The sequence below is a fragment of the Microbacterium sp. USTB-Y genome (assembly GCF_023703415.1).
GTDB lineage: Bacteria > Actinomycetota > Actinomycetes > Actinomycetales > Microbacteriaceae > Microbacterium.
Map to the genome: position 1 here is coordinate 578,329 of NZ_JAGMTU010000002.1, position 16,251 is coordinate 594,579.

At 70.1% G+C, this 16,251-nt stretch carries 15 protein-coding genes and 2 tRNA genes; 5 read left to right on the forward strand and 12 right to left on the reverse strand.

Going from position 1 to position 16,251, the window contains the following annotated elements; translation table 11 throughout:
• Positions 1 to 45 precede the first annotated feature (45 nt).
• Together J8G10_RS06415 and tdh are read right to left on the reverse strand one after the other, a co-directional pair.
• On the reverse strand, positions 46 to 1,221 hold the full coding sequence (locus J8G10_RS06415; protein ID WP_251441753.1) for a glycine C-acetyltransferase: 1,176 nt from the start codon (positions 1,219 to 1,221) through the stop codon (positions 46 to 48).
• A 9-nt stretch (positions 1,222 to 1,230) separates the two neighbouring features.
• On the reverse strand, positions 1,231 to 2,274 hold the full coding sequence (gene tdh, locus J8G10_RS06420) for an L-threonine 3-dehydrogenase (RefSeq protein WP_251441755.1): 1,044 nt from the start codon (positions 2,272 to 2,274) through the stop codon (positions 1,231 to 1,233).
• A gap of 87 nt (positions 2,275 to 2,361) precedes the next feature.
• Here tdh and J8G10_RS06425 point away from each other — a divergent pair, with 87 nt between their 5' ends.
• From J8G10_RS06425 to J8G10_RS06435, 3 genes are all read left to right on the forward strand, one after another.
• Positions 2,362 to 3,264 (forward strand): LysR family transcriptional regulator, encoded by a 903-nt coding sequence (locus J8G10_RS06425; protein ID WP_251441756.1) that lies wholly within the window; start codon positions 2,362 to 2,364, stop codon positions 3,262 to 3,264.
• Between the two features lie 70 nt (positions 3,265 to 3,334).
• Positions 3,335 to 5,386 carry a M3 family metallopeptidase gene (locus tag J8G10_RS06430; RefSeq protein ID WP_251441762.1) on the forward strand — a complete coding sequence of 684 codons (2,052 nt, stop codon included), beginning with the start codon at positions 3,335 to 3,337 and terminating at the stop codon, positions 5,384 to 5,386.
• A 101-nt stretch (positions 5,387 to 5,487) separates the two neighbouring features.
• A complete protein-coding gene (locus J8G10_RS06435; protein ID WP_251441765.1) occupies positions 5,488 to 6,006 on the forward strand; it encodes a GyrI-like domain-containing protein in 519 nt (172 codons plus the stop codon).
• Positions 6,007 to 6,058: 52 nt separating this feature from the next.
• Here J8G10_RS06435 and clpX read toward each other — a convergent pair whose 3' ends face one another.
• From clpX to J8G10_RS06485, 10 genes are all read right to left on the reverse strand, one after another.
• Positions 6,059 to 7,327 carry an ATP-dependent Clp protease ATP-binding subunit ClpX gene (clpX, locus tag J8G10_RS06440; protein ID WP_251441767.1) on the reverse strand — a complete coding sequence of 423 codons (1,269 nt, stop codon included), beginning with the start codon at positions 7,325 to 7,327 and terminating at the stop codon, positions 6,059 to 6,061.
• 261 nt (positions 7,328 to 7,588) lie between these two features.
• Positions 7,589 to 8,440: an aldehyde dehydrogenase family protein gene (locus J8G10_RS06445; RefSeq protein WP_251441769.1), complete on the reverse strand. Its 852-nt coding sequence runs from the start codon at positions 8,438 to 8,440 to the stop codon at positions 7,589 to 7,591.
• Positions 8,437 to 9,954, reverse strand: coding sequence for an aldehyde dehydrogenase family protein (locus J8G10_RS06450; RefSeq protein ID WP_251441779.1), 1,518 nt, complete (start codon positions 9,952 to 9,954; stop codon positions 8,437 to 8,439). The genes J8G10_RS06445 and J8G10_RS06450 overlap by 4 nt, the downstream gene beginning before the upstream one ends.
• A 13-nt stretch (positions 9,955 to 9,967) precedes the next feature.
• Positions 9,968 to 10,981, reverse strand: a complete 1,014-nt coding sequence (deoC, locus tag J8G10_RS06455; protein WP_251441782.1) for a deoxyribose-phosphate aldolase — start codon at positions 10,979 to 10,981, stop codon at positions 9,968 to 9,970.
• Positions 10,978 to 11,934, reverse strand: a complete 957-nt coding sequence (locus J8G10_RS06460) for a sugar-binding transcriptional regulator (protein WP_251441785.1) — start codon at positions 11,932 to 11,934, stop codon at positions 10,978 to 10,980. The genes deoC and J8G10_RS06460 overlap by 4 nt, the downstream gene beginning before the upstream one ends.
• 146 nt (positions 11,935 to 12,080) lie before the next feature.
• Entirely contained in the window at positions 12,081 to 12,731 is a 651-nt protein-coding gene (locus J8G10_RS06465) for an ATP-dependent Clp protease proteolytic subunit (protein ID WP_251441788.1), read from the reverse strand.
• Positions 12,732 to 12,748: 17 nt separating this feature from the next.
• The gene (locus J8G10_RS06470) at positions 12,749 to 13,339 is read right to left on the reverse strand and encodes an ATP-dependent Clp protease proteolytic subunit (RefSeq protein WP_251441790.1); all 591 of its coding nucleotides are present in this window, start codon (positions 13,337 to 13,339) and stop codon (positions 12,749 to 12,751) included.
• An 80-nt stretch (positions 13,340 to 13,419) separates the two neighbouring features.
• Positions 13,420 to 13,914, reverse strand: coding sequence for a tetratricopeptide repeat protein (locus J8G10_RS06475; RefSeq protein ID WP_251441793.1), 495 nt, complete (start codon positions 13,912 to 13,914; stop codon positions 13,420 to 13,422).
• A gap of 79 nt (positions 13,915 to 13,993) precedes the next feature.
• Positions 13,994 to 15,478: a trigger factor gene (tig, locus tag J8G10_RS06480; RefSeq protein ID WP_251441798.1), complete on the reverse strand. Its 1,485-nt coding sequence runs from the start codon at positions 15,476 to 15,478 to the stop codon at positions 13,994 to 13,996.
• Positions 15,479 to 15,542: 64 nt separating this feature from the next.
• Positions 15,543 to 15,616, reverse strand: a tRNA-Pro gene (locus J8G10_RS06485).
• A gap of 128 nt (positions 15,617 to 15,744) precedes the next feature.
• Here J8G10_RS06485 and J8G10_RS06490 point away from each other — a divergent pair.
• Both J8G10_RS06490 and J8G10_RS06495 read left to right on the forward strand, forming a co-directional pair.
• Positions 15,745 to 15,815, forward strand: a tRNA-Gly gene (locus tag J8G10_RS06490).
• 52 nt (positions 15,816 to 15,867) lie between these two features.
• Positions 15,868 to 16,236 (forward strand): hypothetical protein, encoded by a 369-nt coding sequence (locus J8G10_RS06495; RefSeq protein WP_251441801.1) that lies wholly within the window; start codon positions 15,868 to 15,870, stop codon positions 16,234 to 16,236.
• Positions 16,237 to 16,251 lie beyond the last annotated feature (15 nt).

A 16,251-nucleotide genomic window follows, 5' to 3' on the forward strand; every position in this document is an offset into this window, starting at 1 on the left:
ACCCCGAGGGGGCACCGGTGCTGCGAGGGGGCGTCGAGGGATCTGTCAGGCGGCGGCGCGCGCGGCCACGAACGCGGCGACGCAGCGCTCGACCTGCTCCGGGGTGTGCGCGGCGGAGAGCTGCACTCGGATGCGCGCGAGGCCGCGCGGCACCACCGGGAAGCTGAACGCGGTCACGTACACGCCCTGCTTCTGCATCTCGGCGGCGATCCGCGCGGTGAGCGCGGCATCGCCGAACATCACGGGCACGATGGGGTGCTCCCCCGGAAGCAGCTCGAAGCCCTCCTCCGTCATGCGGCGGCGGAACAGCGCGGCGTTGGACTGCAGCTGCGCGCGCAGGGATCCGGATCCCTCCACGAGGTCGAGCGCGCGCAGGGTGCCCGCGACGATCGACGGGGCGAGCGTGTTGGAGAACAGGTACGGCCGGGCCCGCTGGCGCAACAGGGCGACGATGTCGCGATGCCCCGCGACGTAGCCGCCGCTCGCGCCGCCGAGAGCCTTGCCGAAGGTGCCCGTGTAGATGTCCACGCGGCCTTCGACTCCGCACAGCTCGGGCGTGCCGCGCCCGTGCTCGCCGATGAACCCGACGGCGTGAGAGTCGTCCACGAAGACCAGGGCGTCGTAGCGCTCCGCGAGGTCGCAGATGTCCGCGAGGGGGGCGATGTAGCCGTCCATCGAGAACACGCCGTCCGTGACGATCACCCGGAAGCGGGCATCGGCCGCGGCCTTCAGCTGCTCCTCGAGGTCCGCCATGTCGCGGTTCCGGTAGCGCAGGCGACGGGCCTTGGACAGGCGGATCCCGTCGATGATCGACGCGTGGTTGAGCTCGTCCGAGATGATCGCGTCCTCGGCCGAGAACAGGGTCTCGAAGACGCCGCCGTTCGCGTCGAAGCACGAGGAGAACAGGATCGCGTCGTCCGTGCCCAGGAACGCCGACAGCCGCCGCTCGAGCTCGAGGTGCTGCTCCTGCGTTCCGCAGATGAACCGCACGCTCGCGAGGCCGTAGCCCCACTCGTCGAGCGCGCCCTTCGCCGCGTCCACGAGGCGCTCGTCGTCGGCGAGGCCCAGGTAGTTGTTGGCGCAGAAGTTCAGCACCTCGGCGCCGTCGGCGACGATCTCGGCGCGCTGCGGTCCGCGGATCCCGCGCTCGTGCTTGGTGAGGCCCGCCTCGTCGATCCCGGCGAGCTCGCTCGCGAGGTGCTGCTGGAATGCTCCGTACATGGTCGTCTCCTACAGTTCGGTCCAGTCGAGGATGATCTTGCCCGTGCCCGCGGAGGCCGCGGCCGCGAAGCCCTTCTCCCAGTCGCGCGCCGGGAGGACCTCGGCGATGATGCGGGTGATGGACTCGCGCAGCACGGGACTGGTCTGCAGCATCGCCCCCATCGCGTTCCAGGTCTCGAACATCTCGCGTCCGTAGATCCCCTTCACCGTGAGCATGTGCGTGACGATCTTGCCCCAGTCCACGCCGAACGGGCCGGTCGGCAGGCCGAGCATCGCGATCCGTCCGCCGTGGTTCATGTTGTCGATCATCGCGGGCAGCGCGCTCGGCGCCCCGCTCATCTCGAAGCCGATGTCGAAGCCCTCGCGCATGCCCAGTGCACGCTGCGCGTCGGCGATGTCCTCGCGGGACACGTCGACGACCGCATCGGCGCCCATCCGACTCGCCAGTGCGAGCCGCGGCGCGCTCACGTCCGTCGCGGCGATGAAGCGCGCGCCCACATGGCGGGCGATCGCGATGGCCATGAGACCGATCGGGCCGCAGCCGGTGACGAGCACGTCCTCGCCGACCAGGGGGAAGGCGAGCGCGGTGTGCACGGCGTTGCCGAGCGGGTCGAAGATCGCGCCCAGTTCGGACGTCACGTCGGCGTGGTGGACCCAGACGTTCGTCGCCGGCAGCGTGAGGTACTCGGCATAGGCCCCGTCGCGCTGCACGCCGAGGCCGATCGTGCGGATGCACATCTGGCGGCGGCCGGCACGGCAGTTGCGGCACATCCCACAGACGATGTGCCCCTCTCCGGAGACCCGATCGCCGACCGAGATGTCGTGCACGAGCGGACCGACCTCGACGACCTCGCCGTAGAACTCGTGGCCCGGGATCAGCGGCGCCTTCACCGCGGAGGCGGCCCAGTCGTCCCAGCGCTGGATGTGCAGATCCGTGCCGCAGATGCCGGTGCGCAGCACGCGGATGACCACTTCGTCGGGTCCGGCCACGGGGTCCGGCCGGTCGACGAGCTCGAGGCCCGCGTGCGGGCCGTCCTTGTAGAGAGCCTTCATGCTTCGATCACACCGCGAACGACGATGTAGATCAATCCCTACCGTCTGGAGTAATCCTTAAGCATCGCTACATGCTTGACTGGACATGTGCAACTCCAGCAGCTTCAGATCCTGCGCGAGCTCGGCGCGCTCGGCAGCGTGACCGCCGTGGCCGACGCCCTGCGGGTGACGCCGTCCGCCGTCTCGCAGCAGCTCGCCGCCCTGCAGCGCGGGGTGCGCGCGCCGCTGACCCGCAAGCAGGGCCGCACGCTCGTGCTCACTCCCGCGGGTGAGGCCCTCGCCGAGGCCGGCGCGGCCGCGCTCGACGCGATGGCGGCCGCGCGGTCGGCCGTCGACGAGTTCGAGGCGGCAGAGAACGGCATCGTCACGATCAGCGGCTTCCTCAGCGCCGCTCAGGCGCTGTTCGGTCCGCTCATCCGGGAGGTGGGATCCGGTCCCGGCGTCCCCGCCATCCGGTTCACGGATGAGGACGTCGCGCAGAGCGACTTCCCCGCCCTGACCGCCCGTTATGATCTCGTGCTCGCACACCGCATGGAGCACAGTGCCCCCTGGCCCAAGACCGGGATCCGGGTGCTCACCCTCGCCACCGAGCCCCTCGACGTCGCTCTCGCACCGGAGCACCCGCTCGCGCAGCGGGCGTCCCTGCGGCCGGCCGACGTCGTGGGAGAGCGCTGGGTCACGAGCCGCGCCGGCTACTCCCCCGATGACGTCCTGCGCACGATCTCCGCCGTCACCAATCGTCCCGCCGAGATCGTGCACCGCATCAACGACTACGGAGTGGCCGCGTCGGTGATCGCGACGGGCGATGCGATCGGCGTGCTCCCGCGCTACACCGCTCCCGGTACGGGGGCCGTCGTGCGGCGACCGCTGCAGTACGTCAGCACGAACAGGATGATCGACGTCCTGGCTCGTCCGGAGAACCTCCGGCGACGATCCGTGCGCCTCGTCGCCGACGCGCTCAGCCGGGTGATGGCACAGCTCGCCCGATGAGACGCCGTCGCGGCGCCATCGGCGGGATCCGTATCGCCGTCACGCCGCCGCCGTCTCCTAGGCTCGGAGCATGACGGTCGAGACGAATCCCCTCCTCAGCCCATCGACGCTCCCGTATGCCCTGCCCGACTTCGGCCGCATCCGTGAGGAGCACTACCTGCCCGCGTTCCGGCAGGGTTTCGACGAGCAGCTGGCCGAGATCCGCCGGATCACGATGGTGCGCTCGATGCCGACGTTCGAGAACACCCTGGAGGCGCTGGAGCGCAGCGGCGAACTGCTCGACCGGGTGGCGCACGCCTTCTACACCGTGAGCTCTGCCGACGCGACCGCGGAGATCCAGGCGATCGACGAGGAGCTCGCGCCCCTGATGGCGGCCCATCAGGACGCCGTCCTCCTGGACGCCGCCCTGTACTGGCGCGTCACGCAGCTGCACGAGCAGCTCGACGCGCTGCCCCTGGAACCCGAGCAGCGTCGCCTCGTCGAGCGCCGTCATCGCGAGATGACCCTCGCGGGCGCCGCGCTCGACGAGGACGCGAAGCGCCGCCTCACCGAGGTGAATCAGCTGATCTCCTCCCTCAGCGCCACCTTCGAGAAGAACCTGCTCGCCGACACCAACGAGCTGGCCGTGATCTTCGACGACCCGGCGGAGCTCGACGGGCTGAGCTCGGGCGAGCTCTCGGCGGCGGCGCGCGCCGCCGCCGATCGCGGCCTCGACGGCAAGCACCTGCTCGCGCTCCCCCTCTTCACCGGGCATCCCGCGCTCGCCGTGCTCACGAACCGCGAGAGCCGACGTCGGCTCATGGAGGCGTCGCGATCGCGCGGATCCCGTGGCGGCGCCTACGACAACCGTGCGATCCTCGCCGAGATCGTGTCGCTCCGCGCCGAGCGCGCTGCGCTCCTCGGCTACCCGAACCATGCCGCCGCGGTGACCGCCGACGAGACCGCCGGCGCCCCCGAAGCCGTGGAGCGGATGCTCCGCGACCTCGCGGTCCCCGCCGCACGCAATGCCGTCGCCGAGCGCGTCGCCTTGCAGCAGCTCATCGACGAGACCGAGAGCGCGCCGTTCCCCCTCGAGGCGCACGACTGGGCGTTCTACACGGAGAAGCTGCGCGCCGCACGCTACGACATCGACACGGCGGTGCTGCGCGCCTGGTTCGACGCCGAGCGCGTGCTGCAGGAGGGCGTGTTCGCCGCCGCCGGGCGCCTGTACGGTCTCTCCTTCTCGGAGCGCCCCGACCTTCCCGTCTACCACCCCGGCGCCCGCACGTTCGAGGTCTTCGAGGAGGACGGGTCCCCGCTGGGTCTGTACGTGCTCGACCTCTACACGCGCGACAGCAAGCGCGGCGGAGCCTGGATGAACGAGATCGTCAGCCAGTCGTCGCTGCGCGGCACGCTGCCCGTCGTCGCGAACAACCTCAATGTCGCGCAGCCGGCGGACGGCGAGCCCACCCTGCTCACCTTCGACGAGGTGAACACGCTGTTCCACGAGTTCGGTCACGCGCTGCACGGCCTGTTCTCGGACGTGACCTATCCCCACTTCTCCGGAACCGAGGTCTTCCGCGACTTCGTGGAGTTCCCCAGTCAGGTGAACGAGATGTGGATGCTCTGGCCCGACGTGCTCCCCGGCTACGCCCGCCACCACGAGACCGGCGAGCCTCTCCCGAGCGAGCTGATCGCGCGCCTGCAGGCGACCGAGACGTTCAACCAGGGTTTCGAGACGAGCGAGTACCTCGCAGCCGCGTGGCTGGACCAGGCGCTGCATCGGGTGCCCGCGGGCGGGACGATCGACGACGTCGCCGCGTTCGAGGCCGCTGCGCTCGCCGATATCGGCCTGGCCGACCCGGCCGTGCCCACGCGCTACTCCTCCCCCTACTTCGCGCATGTCTTCTCCGGCGGCTACAGCGCGGGCTACTACTCCTACATCTGGAGCGAGGTGCTCGACGCCGACACGGTCGAGTGGTTCCGCGAGAACGGCGGGCTCACGCGCGCCAACGGTGAGCGTTTCCGGCGGCGACTGCTCGGCGTCGGCGGATCGAAGGATCCGCTCGAGGCGTATCGGGACTTCCGCGGCAGGGACGCCGACATCGCGCCGCTGCTCACGCGGCGCGGGCTGGACGGCTGATCGGTCGGATCGAACCGCCCTCGCCCTTGCGCGCGGGCCGCACGCACCGCGAAGCTGGGCGGAGCACGCCGTTCGCCTCTGCACCCGCACGAAGGAGATCCATGTCCGTGTTTCCCGCCGAGCCGTTCGACGGCATCGAGCAGATCACCGTCGAGCCCACCCCGATCGCGGTGGTGCGGCACGTCGGGCTGCGGCTGAGCGACCTCGCCCGCGTGTTCGATCCTGCCTACACCGCGCTGGCCCGGGCCTTCGCCGAGGGGGCGCTGGTTCCGGCGGGTCCGGCGCTCGCCGTCTACCACGGAGACGCGATGGCCGAGTTCGACCTGGAGATCGGCTTCCCCGTGGAGGCTGCACCGGCCGCCCCGCTGACGGTGGACGGCATCGAGATCTCGGCATCGGCGCTTCCCGGCGGATCCGCCCTGGCCACCACCCACATCGGCGGATTCGAAGGCCTCGGCGCCGCGTGGGCGGGCCTGTACGGCGAGGCCGCGTCACGCGGACTCGAGCGCTCCGGCGACTGGATCGAGATCTACGTATCGGATCCCCGCACGACGGCGGAGACGGACCTGCGCACCGACCTCGTGCTGGGCACCGAGGCTCCCGCTTCCCCCGACGTCTGAGCCCGTCGGCTCGGCCCGCTGCGGGAAGGGTCCGCGTGCGAGAAGCGAGGGATTACGCGCTCTTGCGCTTGCGCGCGAGCACCAGCGTGGGCGCGGCGCCCTCCTCCACGGCGGCGCGGGTGACGACGACCTTCTGCACGTCTTCCGCCGAGGGGATCTCGAACATGATCGGCCCGAGCACGTCCTCCAGGATGGCGCGGAGTCCGCGTGCGCCGGTCTTGCGCAGCACGGCGAGGTCGGCGATCGACTTGAGCGCATCGTCGTCGAACTCCAGCTCCACGCCGTCGAGCTGGAACATGCGCTGGTACTGCTTGACCAGGGCGTTGCGCGGCCCGGTGAGGATGTCGATGAGGGCGGCCTGATCGAGCGGCGAGACCGAGGCGACCACCGGCAGCCGGCCGATGAACTCGGGGATCAGACCGAACTTGTGCAGATCCTCCGGCAGCACCTCGCTGAACAGATCCAGATCCTTGCCCTTGTCGTGCAGCGGGGCGCCGAATCCGACGCCGTGCTTGCCGACGCGGGAGGAGACGATGTCCTCGAGGCCTGCGAACGCGCCCGCGACGATGAACAGCACGTTCGTGGTGTCGATCTGCAGGAACTCCTGGTGCGGGTGCTTGCGACCGCCCTGAGGGGGCACCGACGCGACCGTGCCCTCGAGGATCTTCAGCAGCGCCTGCTGCACGCCCTCGCCGGACACGTCGCGGGTGATCGACGGGTTCTCCGCCTTGCGCGCGATCTTGTCGATCTCGTCGATGTAGATGATCCCCTGCTCGGCGCGCTTGACGTCGTAATCGGCGGCCTGGATCAGCTTGAGCAGGATGTTCTCGACGTCTTCGCCGACGTAGCCCGCCTCGGTGAGCGCGGTCGCATCGGCGACGGCGAACGGGACGTTCAGCCGCTTCGCGAGCGTCTGCGCCAGATAGGTCTTGCCGCACCCGGTCGGGCCGATCATCAGGATGTTGCTCTTGGCGATCTCGATGTCTTCGGCCTTCTGCTCGGCCGGCTGCAGGGTGCCGCGGGCGCGCACCCGCTTGTAGTGGTTGTAGACCGCGACGGCGAGGGCCTTCTTGGCCGGCTCCTGACCGACGACGTACTCCTCGAGGAAGGAGAAGATCTCTCGGGGCTTGGGCAGATCGAACTCGGCGACCTCGCCGTTCGCGGACTCCGCCATGCGCTCTTCGATGATCTCGTTGCAGAGCTCGACGCACTCGTCGCAGATGTACACGCCGGGCCCGGCGATGAGCTGCTGCACCTGCTTCTGACTCTTGCCGCAGAACGAGCACTTGAACAGGTCGGCGCTCTCACCGATGCGTGCCATGTGCGTCCTCCTTCGAGACGTGGTCCGCGGTCGCCTCGTGCGGACACGAGGGCGATCACGGCGTGGGATCACCGTGCGGCGATGCCGCTGTTCGAGCCTAACCGCTGCATCCGACATCCAGCCGCATCGCCACGGATCCCCCGCTGCACGTCGCTCCGCGCACGGCGAACACGCCCGGATCCGGCCTTTCATGACGAGGGCCCGCCCCGCGCAGCGCGGGACGGGCCCCTCGGCCGTTCGACAGGCTCAGAGCCCGAGCGCTCAGACCATGCTCTTCGGGTGCCAGACCGTCTTCACCTCGGTGAACGCGGCGATCCGCTGCGGGGAGGCGACGACCTCGCCCGGAGGAAGCACGCGCTTGAGCGTGTCGGCGGCGGCGATCTGCAGGTCGACCCAGTCGATCCCGCCGGCGCCGGCCAGGTCCAGGGCGTTCACGTCGGCGTGCGAGGCCAGCCAGGGCGCGAGCTGCGCCGGGGATCCGGTGAGCACGTTCACCACGCCGCCGGGGACGTCGCTCGTGGCGAGCACCTCGGCGAGACTGATCGCCGAGAGCGGGAACCGCTCGCTGCCCACGACGACCACCGCGTTGCCCGCGACGAGCGCCGGCGCGACGACCGAGACGAGGCCCCGCAGCGCGTCCTCCTGCGGGGCGATGATCGCGACCACACCGGTCGGCTCGGGAGCGGAGATGTTGAAGTAGGCACCGGCCACCGGGTTCAGGTTGCCCGCGACCTGTGCGTACTTGTCGCACCAGCCGGCGTACCAGACCCACAGGTCGATCGCCTCGTCGACCTGCGCGCCGGCGGCGGCCGCGGACACGCCCTGCTGCGCCATGATCTCGTCGACGAACTGGGCACGGCGTCCCTCGAGCACCTCGGCGACGCGGTACAGCACCTGACCGCGGTTGTACGCGGTCGCCTTCGCCCAGCCGGGCTGCGCGGTGCGCGCGGCCTTGACCGCATCGCGGGCGTCCTTGCGCGACGCCTGGGCCGCGTTCGCGAGGAAGGCCCCCTTCGGGGTGGTCACCTCGTAGGTGCGTCCCGACTCGCTGCGCGGGAACGCGCCGCCGATCGCGAGCTTGTAGGTCTTGGGGACGGTCAGACGCGCGCTCATGCCGCGGCTCCCTTCTTCGGCGCCTTGGCTTCGCTCTTCGCGTCGCTCCCCTCGTTCAGGGATCGCCGGGGAGCCGTGCCGGCCGGACGCAGGTACGCCGCGAGGCCCTGCTTGCCGCCCTCACGCCCGTAGCCGGACTCCTTGTAGCCGCCGAAGGGGCTGGAGGGGTCGAAACGGTTGAACGTGTTGGCCCAGACGACGCCTGCGCGAAGGCGGTCGGCGACGGCGAGGATCCGGGAGCCCTTGTCGCTCCAGATTCCGGCGGAGAGACCGTACGGGGTGTTGTTGGCCTTCGCGATCGCCTCGGCGGGGGTACGGAAGGTCAGCACCGACAGGACCGGGCCGAACACCTCCTCGCGGGCGATCCGGTGCGAGGCCTCGACACCGGTGAAGATCGTCGGCGCGAACCAGAACCCCTTCTCCGGGATGACGCAGTCGGCGGTCCAGCGCTCCGCGCCCTCGTCCTCGCCGACCTGGCTGAGCTCGCGGATGCGTGCCAGCTGCTCCGCGGAGTTGATCGCACCGATGTCGGTGTTCTTGTCGAGCGGATCGCCGAGGCGCAGCGTCGACAGGCGCGACTTCAGCCGGTCGATCACCTCGTCGTGGATGGACTCCTGCACGAGCAGGCGGCTGCCGGCGCAGCACACGTGCCCCTGGTTGAAGAAGATGCCGTTGACGATCCCCTCGATGGCCTGATCGATCGGAGCGTCGTCGAAGACGATGTTCGCCGCCTTGCCGCCGAGCTCGAGCGTCAGCGCCTTGCCCGATCCGGCGATCGAGCGCGCGATCTCGCGCCCCACGCCCGTGGATCCGGTGAAGGCGACCTTGTCGACGTCGGGATGCCGCACGACCGCGGCCCCGGTCGCACCGGCGCCCGTGACGATGTTCACGACACCCGCCGGCAGGTCGGCCTGCTGCAGGATCTCGGCGAAGATCAGCGCGGTGAGCGGCGTGGTCTCCGCGGGCTTCAGCACCACGGTGTTGCCCGCCGCCAGCGCCGGGGCCACCTTCCACGCCAGCATCAGCAGCGGGAAGTTCCAGGGGATGACCTGGCCCGCCACGCCGTGCGCCTTCGGGTCGGGGCCCGCACCCGCGTAGTCGAGCTTGTCCGCCCAGCCCGCGTAATAGAAGAACCACGAGGCCACGAGCGGCACATCGACGTCGCGGGACTCCTTGATCGGCTTGCCGTTGTCGAGACTCTCGGCCACGGCGAGCTCGCGGGCGCGCTCCTGCACGAGGCGGGCGATGCGGAACAGGTACTTGCCGCGATCCCGGCCGCTCATCTTCGACCACACCCTGGTGTAGGCGCGGCGCGCGGCGGCGACGGCGCGATCGACGTCCTCGTCCGAGGCGTGCGCGATCGTGGCGATGCGCGACTCGTCCGCCGGCGAGATGGTGGCGAACGAGGCGCCGTGTCCCTCGACGAACTCGCCGTCGATGAACAGCCCGTACTCGTCCTTCAGGTTGAGGATGCTCCGCGACTCGGGCGCGGGTGCGTATTCCAGGAATCCCATGAACAGTCCTTCGTCAGTCGATCGTGACGTAGTCGGGGCCGGAGTAGTGGCCGGTGGTCAGCTTCTGCCGCTGCAGCAGTACGTCGTTGAGCAGGCTGGAGGCGCCGAAGCGGAACAGGTGCGGCTGCAGCCAGTCCTCCCCCACGGTCTCGGCGACGTGCACGAGGTACTTCACCGCATCCTTCGAGGAGCGGATCCCGCCCGCGGGCTTCACGCCGATCTTCTCGCCGGTGAGCCGGTGCCAGTCGCGCACGGCTTCGAGCATGAGCAGCGTGACCGGCAGCGTGGCCGCCGGGGCGACCTTGCCGGTGGAGGTCTTGATGAAGTCGCCGCCGGCGAGCATGCCCAGCCAGGACGCGCGCTTGATGTTGTCGTAGGTGTTCAGCTCGCCGGTCTCCAGGATGATCTTCAGCGAGGCGGAGGATCCATCGGCCCGGCGGCATGCGTCCTTGACCGCGACGATCTGGTCGAAGACCTGTCCGTAGCGGCCGGCGAGGAAGGCGCCCCGGTCGATGACCATGTCGATCTCGTCGGCGCCGGCGTCGACCGCGTCCCGGGTGTCGGCGAGCTTGATCGCCAGCGCCGCCCGGCCGCTCGGGAACGCCGTGGCGACCGCGGCGACCGAGATGCCGCCCTCGTCGGGGTCGCCGTGCCGGGCGCCGAGAGCCTCGACGGCGTAGGGCACCATGTCGCCGTACACGCACACGGCCGCGACCGAGGGGCACGAGGGATCCGACGCGTCGGGGAGCTTGGCCTTGGAGACCAGCGAACGCACCTTGCCGGGCGTGTCCGCGCCCTCGAGCGTGGTGAGGTCGATCAGGCGGATGATCGTGTCCAGCGCCCAGGCCTTCGACGTCGTCTTGATGGATCGCGTGCCGAGCGCGGCGGAGCGCTGCTCGAGGCCCACCGCGTCCATACCGGGCAGTCCGTGCAGGAAGCGGCGCAGCGTGAGGTCGTCGGGTTCGCCCCCGAGCACCTCGAGCGCGGTGCGCCGCGCGAGTTCGGTCGTGGTCGCAGTTCCGGTCACTTTTCCAGCTCCAGCAGAGTCAGGGCGGTCTCCTCGTCGGTGACCACCATCGTGCACAGGTTCGCCGTCACGACGGTGCGGGCGATGTCGTGCTTCGCCTCTCCCGCCGTGACGAAGACGGCGGTGCGCGCTTCGCGCAGCCGTTCGAGGCTGAGCCCGACCGTTCGGGCGTCGAGCTCGGGGTCGACGATGTTGCCGTCCGCGTCGATGTAGCGGCCGAGCACGTCGCCGACCGCGCCCCGACGGGCGAGCTCGTCGATGTCGCGCGCGGTCAGGTAGCCGTTCTCGACATGCGCGGATCCTGCGTCGCACACGCCCGCCGTGAACAGGTAGGCATCGGCCAGAGCGGCCTGCTCGAGCACGCCCGCCACGGTGCGGTCGCGCTCGATCGCCTGCTTGGTCTCCAGCCGCTCCAGGATCGCAGGGCTCGGCAGCAGCGCCACATGGCCGGACGCGCGCTGCGCGATCGTGGCGGCGAGGGACGCGGCGCCACCGGGGCGCCGGTTCACGCTCACGCCGCCGTTCATCTGCACGACGGTCACGCCGCGCGCCCACCCCTCCGCCATGCGGTCGGCGATCGCGGTGAGCGTGCGTCCCCAGCTGACGGCGAGCGTCTTCGGCACGGGGCGGAGAGCGGCGAGATGGTCGGCGGCGCCCTGCGCGACCCGTCCGAGGGTCTCGGTGTCGCTCGGTCCGTTCGGCACCACGACGGCGTCGGCGAGGCCGAAGCGCTCGCGCAGCTCGCGCTCGATGCCGAGCTTCCGCGCGCGCGGATGCACGATCTCGATCCGCACGATCCCGTCGGTCCTGGCCTGCTGGAGGAGGCGCCCGACCTTCCACCGCGAGATGCCGAGCAGCCCGCCGATCTCGTCCTGCGTCTTGTCCTCGTCGTAATAGAGCTCCGCGACGCGGACGGCGAGCAGTTCGTCGTCGTCGATGGCGGAGCGGGGCATGCTCCGAGAGTACCCTTCACCACGCGCACGCGCACGGATCTGCTCATATGAGCATTGGAGTTCGCTCACCCGCGCAACGGGAGCGGGTACGCGCGAGGGCGGCCCGGAATCGGATCCGGACCGCCCTCGACGAGTGCGTCAGCGCGTCAGCTCAGCGACTGGCGCTTGCGGCTCGTCAGCACCTGGTCGACGATGCCGTACTCCCGCGACTCCTCGGCCGAAAGGATCTTGTCCCGGTCGATGTCGCGGTGCACCTGCTCGACGGGCTTGCCGGTGTGCCTGGCCATGGTCTCCTCGAGCCAGGTGCGCATGCGGAGGATCTCCGCCGCCTGGATCTCGATGTCGGAGGCCTGGCCGTGACCGGCCTCGCCCATCGCCGGCTGGTGCATCAGCACGCGGGCGTTGGGAAGCGCCAGCCGCTTGCCGGGGGCGCCGGCCGCGAGCAGCACGGACGCCGCAGAGGCCGCCTGGCCGAGGACGACCGTCTGGATCTGGGGCGCGACGTACTGCATCGTGTCGTAGATCGCCGTCATCGCGGTGAAGGATCCACCGGGCGAGTTGATGTACATCGTGATGTCGCGCTCGGAGTCCTGGCTCTCCAGGACCAGCAGCTGCGCCATCACGTCGTCGGCGGATGCGTCGTCGACCTGCACGCCGAGGAAGATCACGCGATCCTCGAACAGCTTGTTGTACGGGTCCTGGCGCTTGAAGCCGTAGGCGGTGCGCTCCTCGAACTGAGGAAGGACGTAGCGGCTCGAGGGCAGGGTGCCGGCGGAGCGGAACGTGGGTGTGTACATGGGTGTCCTCTCCAGCCTTACTTGTCCGCGCCCGTGCCGCCGCCGCCGTGCACGTCACTGGCGTGCTCGCGCATGTGGTCGACGAAGCCGTATTCGAGCGCCTCCTGCGCCGAGAACCAGCGGTCCCGGTCGCCGTCCTCGTTGATCTGCTCGACCGACTTGCCGGTCTGCGATGCGGTGATCTCGGCGAGACGCCGCTTCATGTCGAGGATGAGCTGCGCCTGGGTCTGGATGTCGCTCGAGGTGCCGCCGAAACCGCCGTGCGGCTGGTGCAGCAGCACGCGCGCATTCGGCGTGATGTAGCGCTTGCCCTTGGTGCCGCTGGTCAGCAGCAGCTGGCCCATCGAGGCCGCCATCCCGATGCCGACGGTGACGATGTCGTTCGGCACGAACTGCATCGTGTCGTAGATCGCCATGCCGGCCGTGATGGATCCGCCGGGTGAGTTGATGTAGAGGTAGATGTCCTTCTCGGGGTCCTCGGCGGCGAGAAGGAGGATCTTGGCGCAGATCTCGTTGGCGTTCTCGTCCCGCACCTCGGATCCCAGCCAGATGATGCGATCCTTGAGCAGCCTGTCGAAGACGCTCGTCGCGACCAGGGGTTCAGCCATTTCCGCTCCTGTTTCCGTGTTCGGTGTTTCGAATCTACCGGCGACAACGCACGCGCCCGGCCGTGTTCGCCGTCGGCATATCAGGCGTCGTCGCCCGCGATCTCGTGGGCGTAGGCGGTCATCGAGCGGTGGTAGCGGGGCATGTGCGGCACGAGGGCGAGGACGGCCACGCTCAGCCCGCGTTCCGGCTGGCCGGCACTGGCGAGGGCGAGGGCGTGCAGGGCGGCGATCGCCTCGCGGTAGACCGATTCGGGATGCGCCGCACGCTCAGCCTCGATCAGCTCGAGCGCCCCGTCCACGTCGCCGAGATTGCGCAGCGAGCTCGCCAGCTGGATCGTCGCCTGAGCGCGCCGATCGTCGTCCAGGCCGATCTCCAGAGCCCGGCGGTAGAGCGGCACGGCCTCGTCGGGCCGTCCCGCGGAATCGCGCGCACCCGCGCGCTCGAACGCGGCCTCGGCATCGTCCGGCCCGCGCTCCGCCGCGATCGCGTCGATCCGTGCGATCACCTCTTCGTCGACGAGCCCGCCGGCCGCGGCGTCCCAGACCGCGTCGATGCGCTCCTGCCAGTCGTCCATGTCCTACCTCGTCCCGTGCGGATGCGAGGAGGGCGGGTGCATGATGCACCCGCCCTCCTCCGGATCGTGGATCCGATGCTTACTCGGCGTCGGCGGCCTTGTCGGCGGCCTTCTTGGCCGGAGCCTTGCGTGCGGCCGGCTTCTTGGCCGCGGGCTTCTCCTCGGCCGGAGCCTCGGCGGGCTCCTCGTCCTTCGCGGCAGCCTTCTTGGCCGGCGCCTTCTTCGCGGGAGCCTTCTTCGCCGGGGCCTTCTTGGCAGGAGCCTCGGCGGCCTCCTCCGCCTCGTCCTCCGTGGCGACGAAGCCCGTCAGGTCGACGGCCTTGCCCTCGGAGTCCACGACGGTGACCTTGCCCAGCGCGACGGCCAGGGCCTTGTTGCGGGCGACCTCGCCGACGAGCACGGGGAGCTGGCCCGACGACTGCAGCGCCTCGACGAACTCCTGCGGAGCCATGCCGTACTGCGCGGCGGACTGGATCAGGTACTGGCTGAGCTCGTCCTGCGAGACCTGGACGTTCGCGTTCTCGGCGATCGTGTCGAGCAGCACCTGGGTCTTGAACTGCTTGGTGCTGGCCTCGGTGACCTCGGCGCGGTGCTCGTCGTCCTCGAGACGGCCTTCGCCCTCGAGGTGGTTGTGCACCTCGTCCTCGATGAGCTGCGGCGGGACGGGGATGTCGATCTGCTCGAGCAGCGTCTCGACGAGCTTGTCGCGGGCCGCGGAGGCCTGCGTGAACACGCCCTGCTGCGAGACGGACTCGCGCAGGCTGTCGCGCAGCTCGCCGATGGTGTCGAACTCGCTCGCGATCTGCGCGAAGTCGTCGTCCGCCTCGGGCAGCTCGCGCTCCTTGACGGCCTTGACGGTCACGGAGACCTCGGCCTCCTCGCCGGCGTGGTCACCGCCGACCAGCTTCGAGCGGAACGTGGTGTCCTCGCCCGCGGTGAGCGAGTCGATCGCGTCGTCGATGCCCTCGAGCAGCTCGCCCGAGCCCACCTCGTAGGAGACGCCCTCGGCGCGGTCGATCTCGGCGCCGTCGATCGCGGCGACCAGGTCGAGCTCGACGAAGTCGCCGGCCTTGGCCGGACGGTCGACGGGCACGAGCGTCCCGAAGCGCGCGCGCAGGCGGTCGAGCTCGGCGTCCAGTGCGGCGTCATCCGCCTCGACGGCGTCGACCGTCAGCGTGATGCCGTCGAGCGACGGGACCTCGATCTCGGGACGCACGTCGACCTCGACCTCGACCTTGAGGTCGCCGGAGAAGTCCTTCTCGTTCGGCCACTCCACGACCTCGGCCGACGGGCGGCCGACGATGCGGAGGTTGTGCTCGAGCGACGCCTCGCGGAAGAAGGTGTCGAGCCCCTCGTTGACGGCGTGCTCGATGACGGCGCCGCGGCCGACGCGCTGGTCGATGATCGGCGCGGGCACCTTGCCCTTGCGGAAGCCGGGGATCTGCACGTCCTGCGCGATGTGCTCGTAGGCGTGCGCGATGCTGGGCTTGAGGTCCTCGGGGGTGACCGTGATGTGCAGCTTGACCCGGGTCGGGGCCAGCTTCTCGACGGTGCTGTTCGCCATGCTGGTGTGTTCTCCTTGTGAATGTCCCGCGCGGAGATCCACGCGAGTGCGACGTGTATGAACGTCGGGGCGACAGGATTTGAACCTGCGACCTCCCGCTCCCAAAGCGGGCGCTCTACCAAGCTGAGCTACGCCCCGGGTAGGACCCGCGCGCGCGGGAACGGCCTTCACGAGTCTAACGGAACGGAGCACGTCCGTCTGTCAGGTATGCTCGTGGAGTCCCGGTGTTCCACCGGGCCCGCCCCGGCGCCTCGTGCTCCGGGTCCGGGGGTGTAGCTCAATGGTAGAGTCTCAGTCTTCCAAACTGATTGCGCGGGTTCGATTCCCGTCACCCCCTCCCCTTCCTCCCCGCTCCGCGGCGTAGAGTTCGCTGCGTTGAGAGGGGATCCATGGACATCACGCCGGAGCACGTCGCCGCTCTCGCGCCGAACGAGGTGTTCGTCTTCGGCTCCAACGCCGAAGGCAGGCACGGCGGCGGAGCCGCTCTCGTCGCCTACCGCGAGTTCGGCGCGATCTGGGGCGAGGGCCACGGGCACCACGGCAGCACCTACGCCATCGACACGATGAGCGGGCTCGATGTCCTCGCCGCCGAGGCCGAGACCTTCATCGGGTACGCCGTCGCCCACCCCGGACTGCGGTTCCTTCTCACGCCGGTCGGCTGCGGGATCGCCGGATACCGGCCGGAGCAGGTGGCGCCCCTGTTCGCCGGCGTCCCGCCCCACGTGACGGTCCCGAGGAGCTTCGTCCCGTTCATCTGATCGCGCACCTCGCGG

Excerpts from the sequence above, each read along its gene's own strand:
- J8G10_RS06460 (WP_251441785.1), bottom strand. The coding sequence starts at position 11,934 with ATGCCCCGCTCCGCCATCGACGACGACGAACTGCTCGCCGTCCGCGTC.
- J8G10_RS06435 (WP_251441765.1), top strand. The coding sequence starts at position 5,488 with ATGTCCGTGTTTCCCGCCGAGCCGTTCGACGGCATCGAGCAGATCACC.
- J8G10_RS06415 (WP_251441753.1), bottom strand. The coding sequence starts at position 1,221 with ATGTACGGAGCATTCCAGCAGCACCTCGCGAGCGAGCTCGCCGGGATC.
- tig (WP_251441798.1), bottom strand. The coding sequence starts at position 15,478 with ATGGCGAACAGCACCGTCGAGAAGCTGGCCCCGACCCGGGTCAAGCTG.
- J8G10_RS06445 (WP_251441769.1), bottom strand. The coding sequence starts at position 8,440 with ATGAGCGCGCGTCTGACCGTCCCCAAGACCTACAAGCTCGCGATCGGC.
- J8G10_RS06475 (WP_251441793.1), bottom strand. The coding sequence starts at position 13,914 with ATGGACGACTGGCAGGAGCGCATCGACGCGGTCTGGGACGCCGCGGCC.
- J8G10_RS06465 (WP_251441788.1), bottom strand. The coding sequence starts at position 12,731 with ATGTACACACCCACGTTCCGCTCCGCCGGCACCCTGCCCTCGAGCCGC.
- J8G10_RS06430 (WP_251441762.1), top strand. The coding sequence starts at position 3,335 with ATGACGGTCGAGACGAATCCCCTCCTCAGCCCATCGACGCTCCCGTAT.
- tdh (WP_251441755.1), bottom strand. The coding sequence starts at position 2,274 with ATGAAGGCTCTCTACAAGGACGGCCCGCACGCGGGCCTCGAGCTCGTC.
- J8G10_RS06495 (WP_251441801.1), top strand. The coding sequence starts at position 15,868 with ATGGACATCACGCCGGAGCACGTCGCCGCTCTCGCGCCGAACGAGGTG.
- clpX (WP_251441767.1), bottom strand. The coding sequence starts at position 7,327 with ATGGCACGCATCGGTGAGAGCGCCGACCTGTTCAAGTGCTCGTTCTGC.
- J8G10_RS06470 (WP_251441790.1), bottom strand. The coding sequence starts at position 13,339 with ATGGCTGAACCCCTGGTCGCGACGAGCGTCTTCGACAGGCTGCTCAAG.
- J8G10_RS06450 (WP_251441779.1), bottom strand. The coding sequence starts at position 9,954 with ATGGGATTCCTGGAATACGCACCCGCGCCCGAGTCGCGGAGCATCCTC.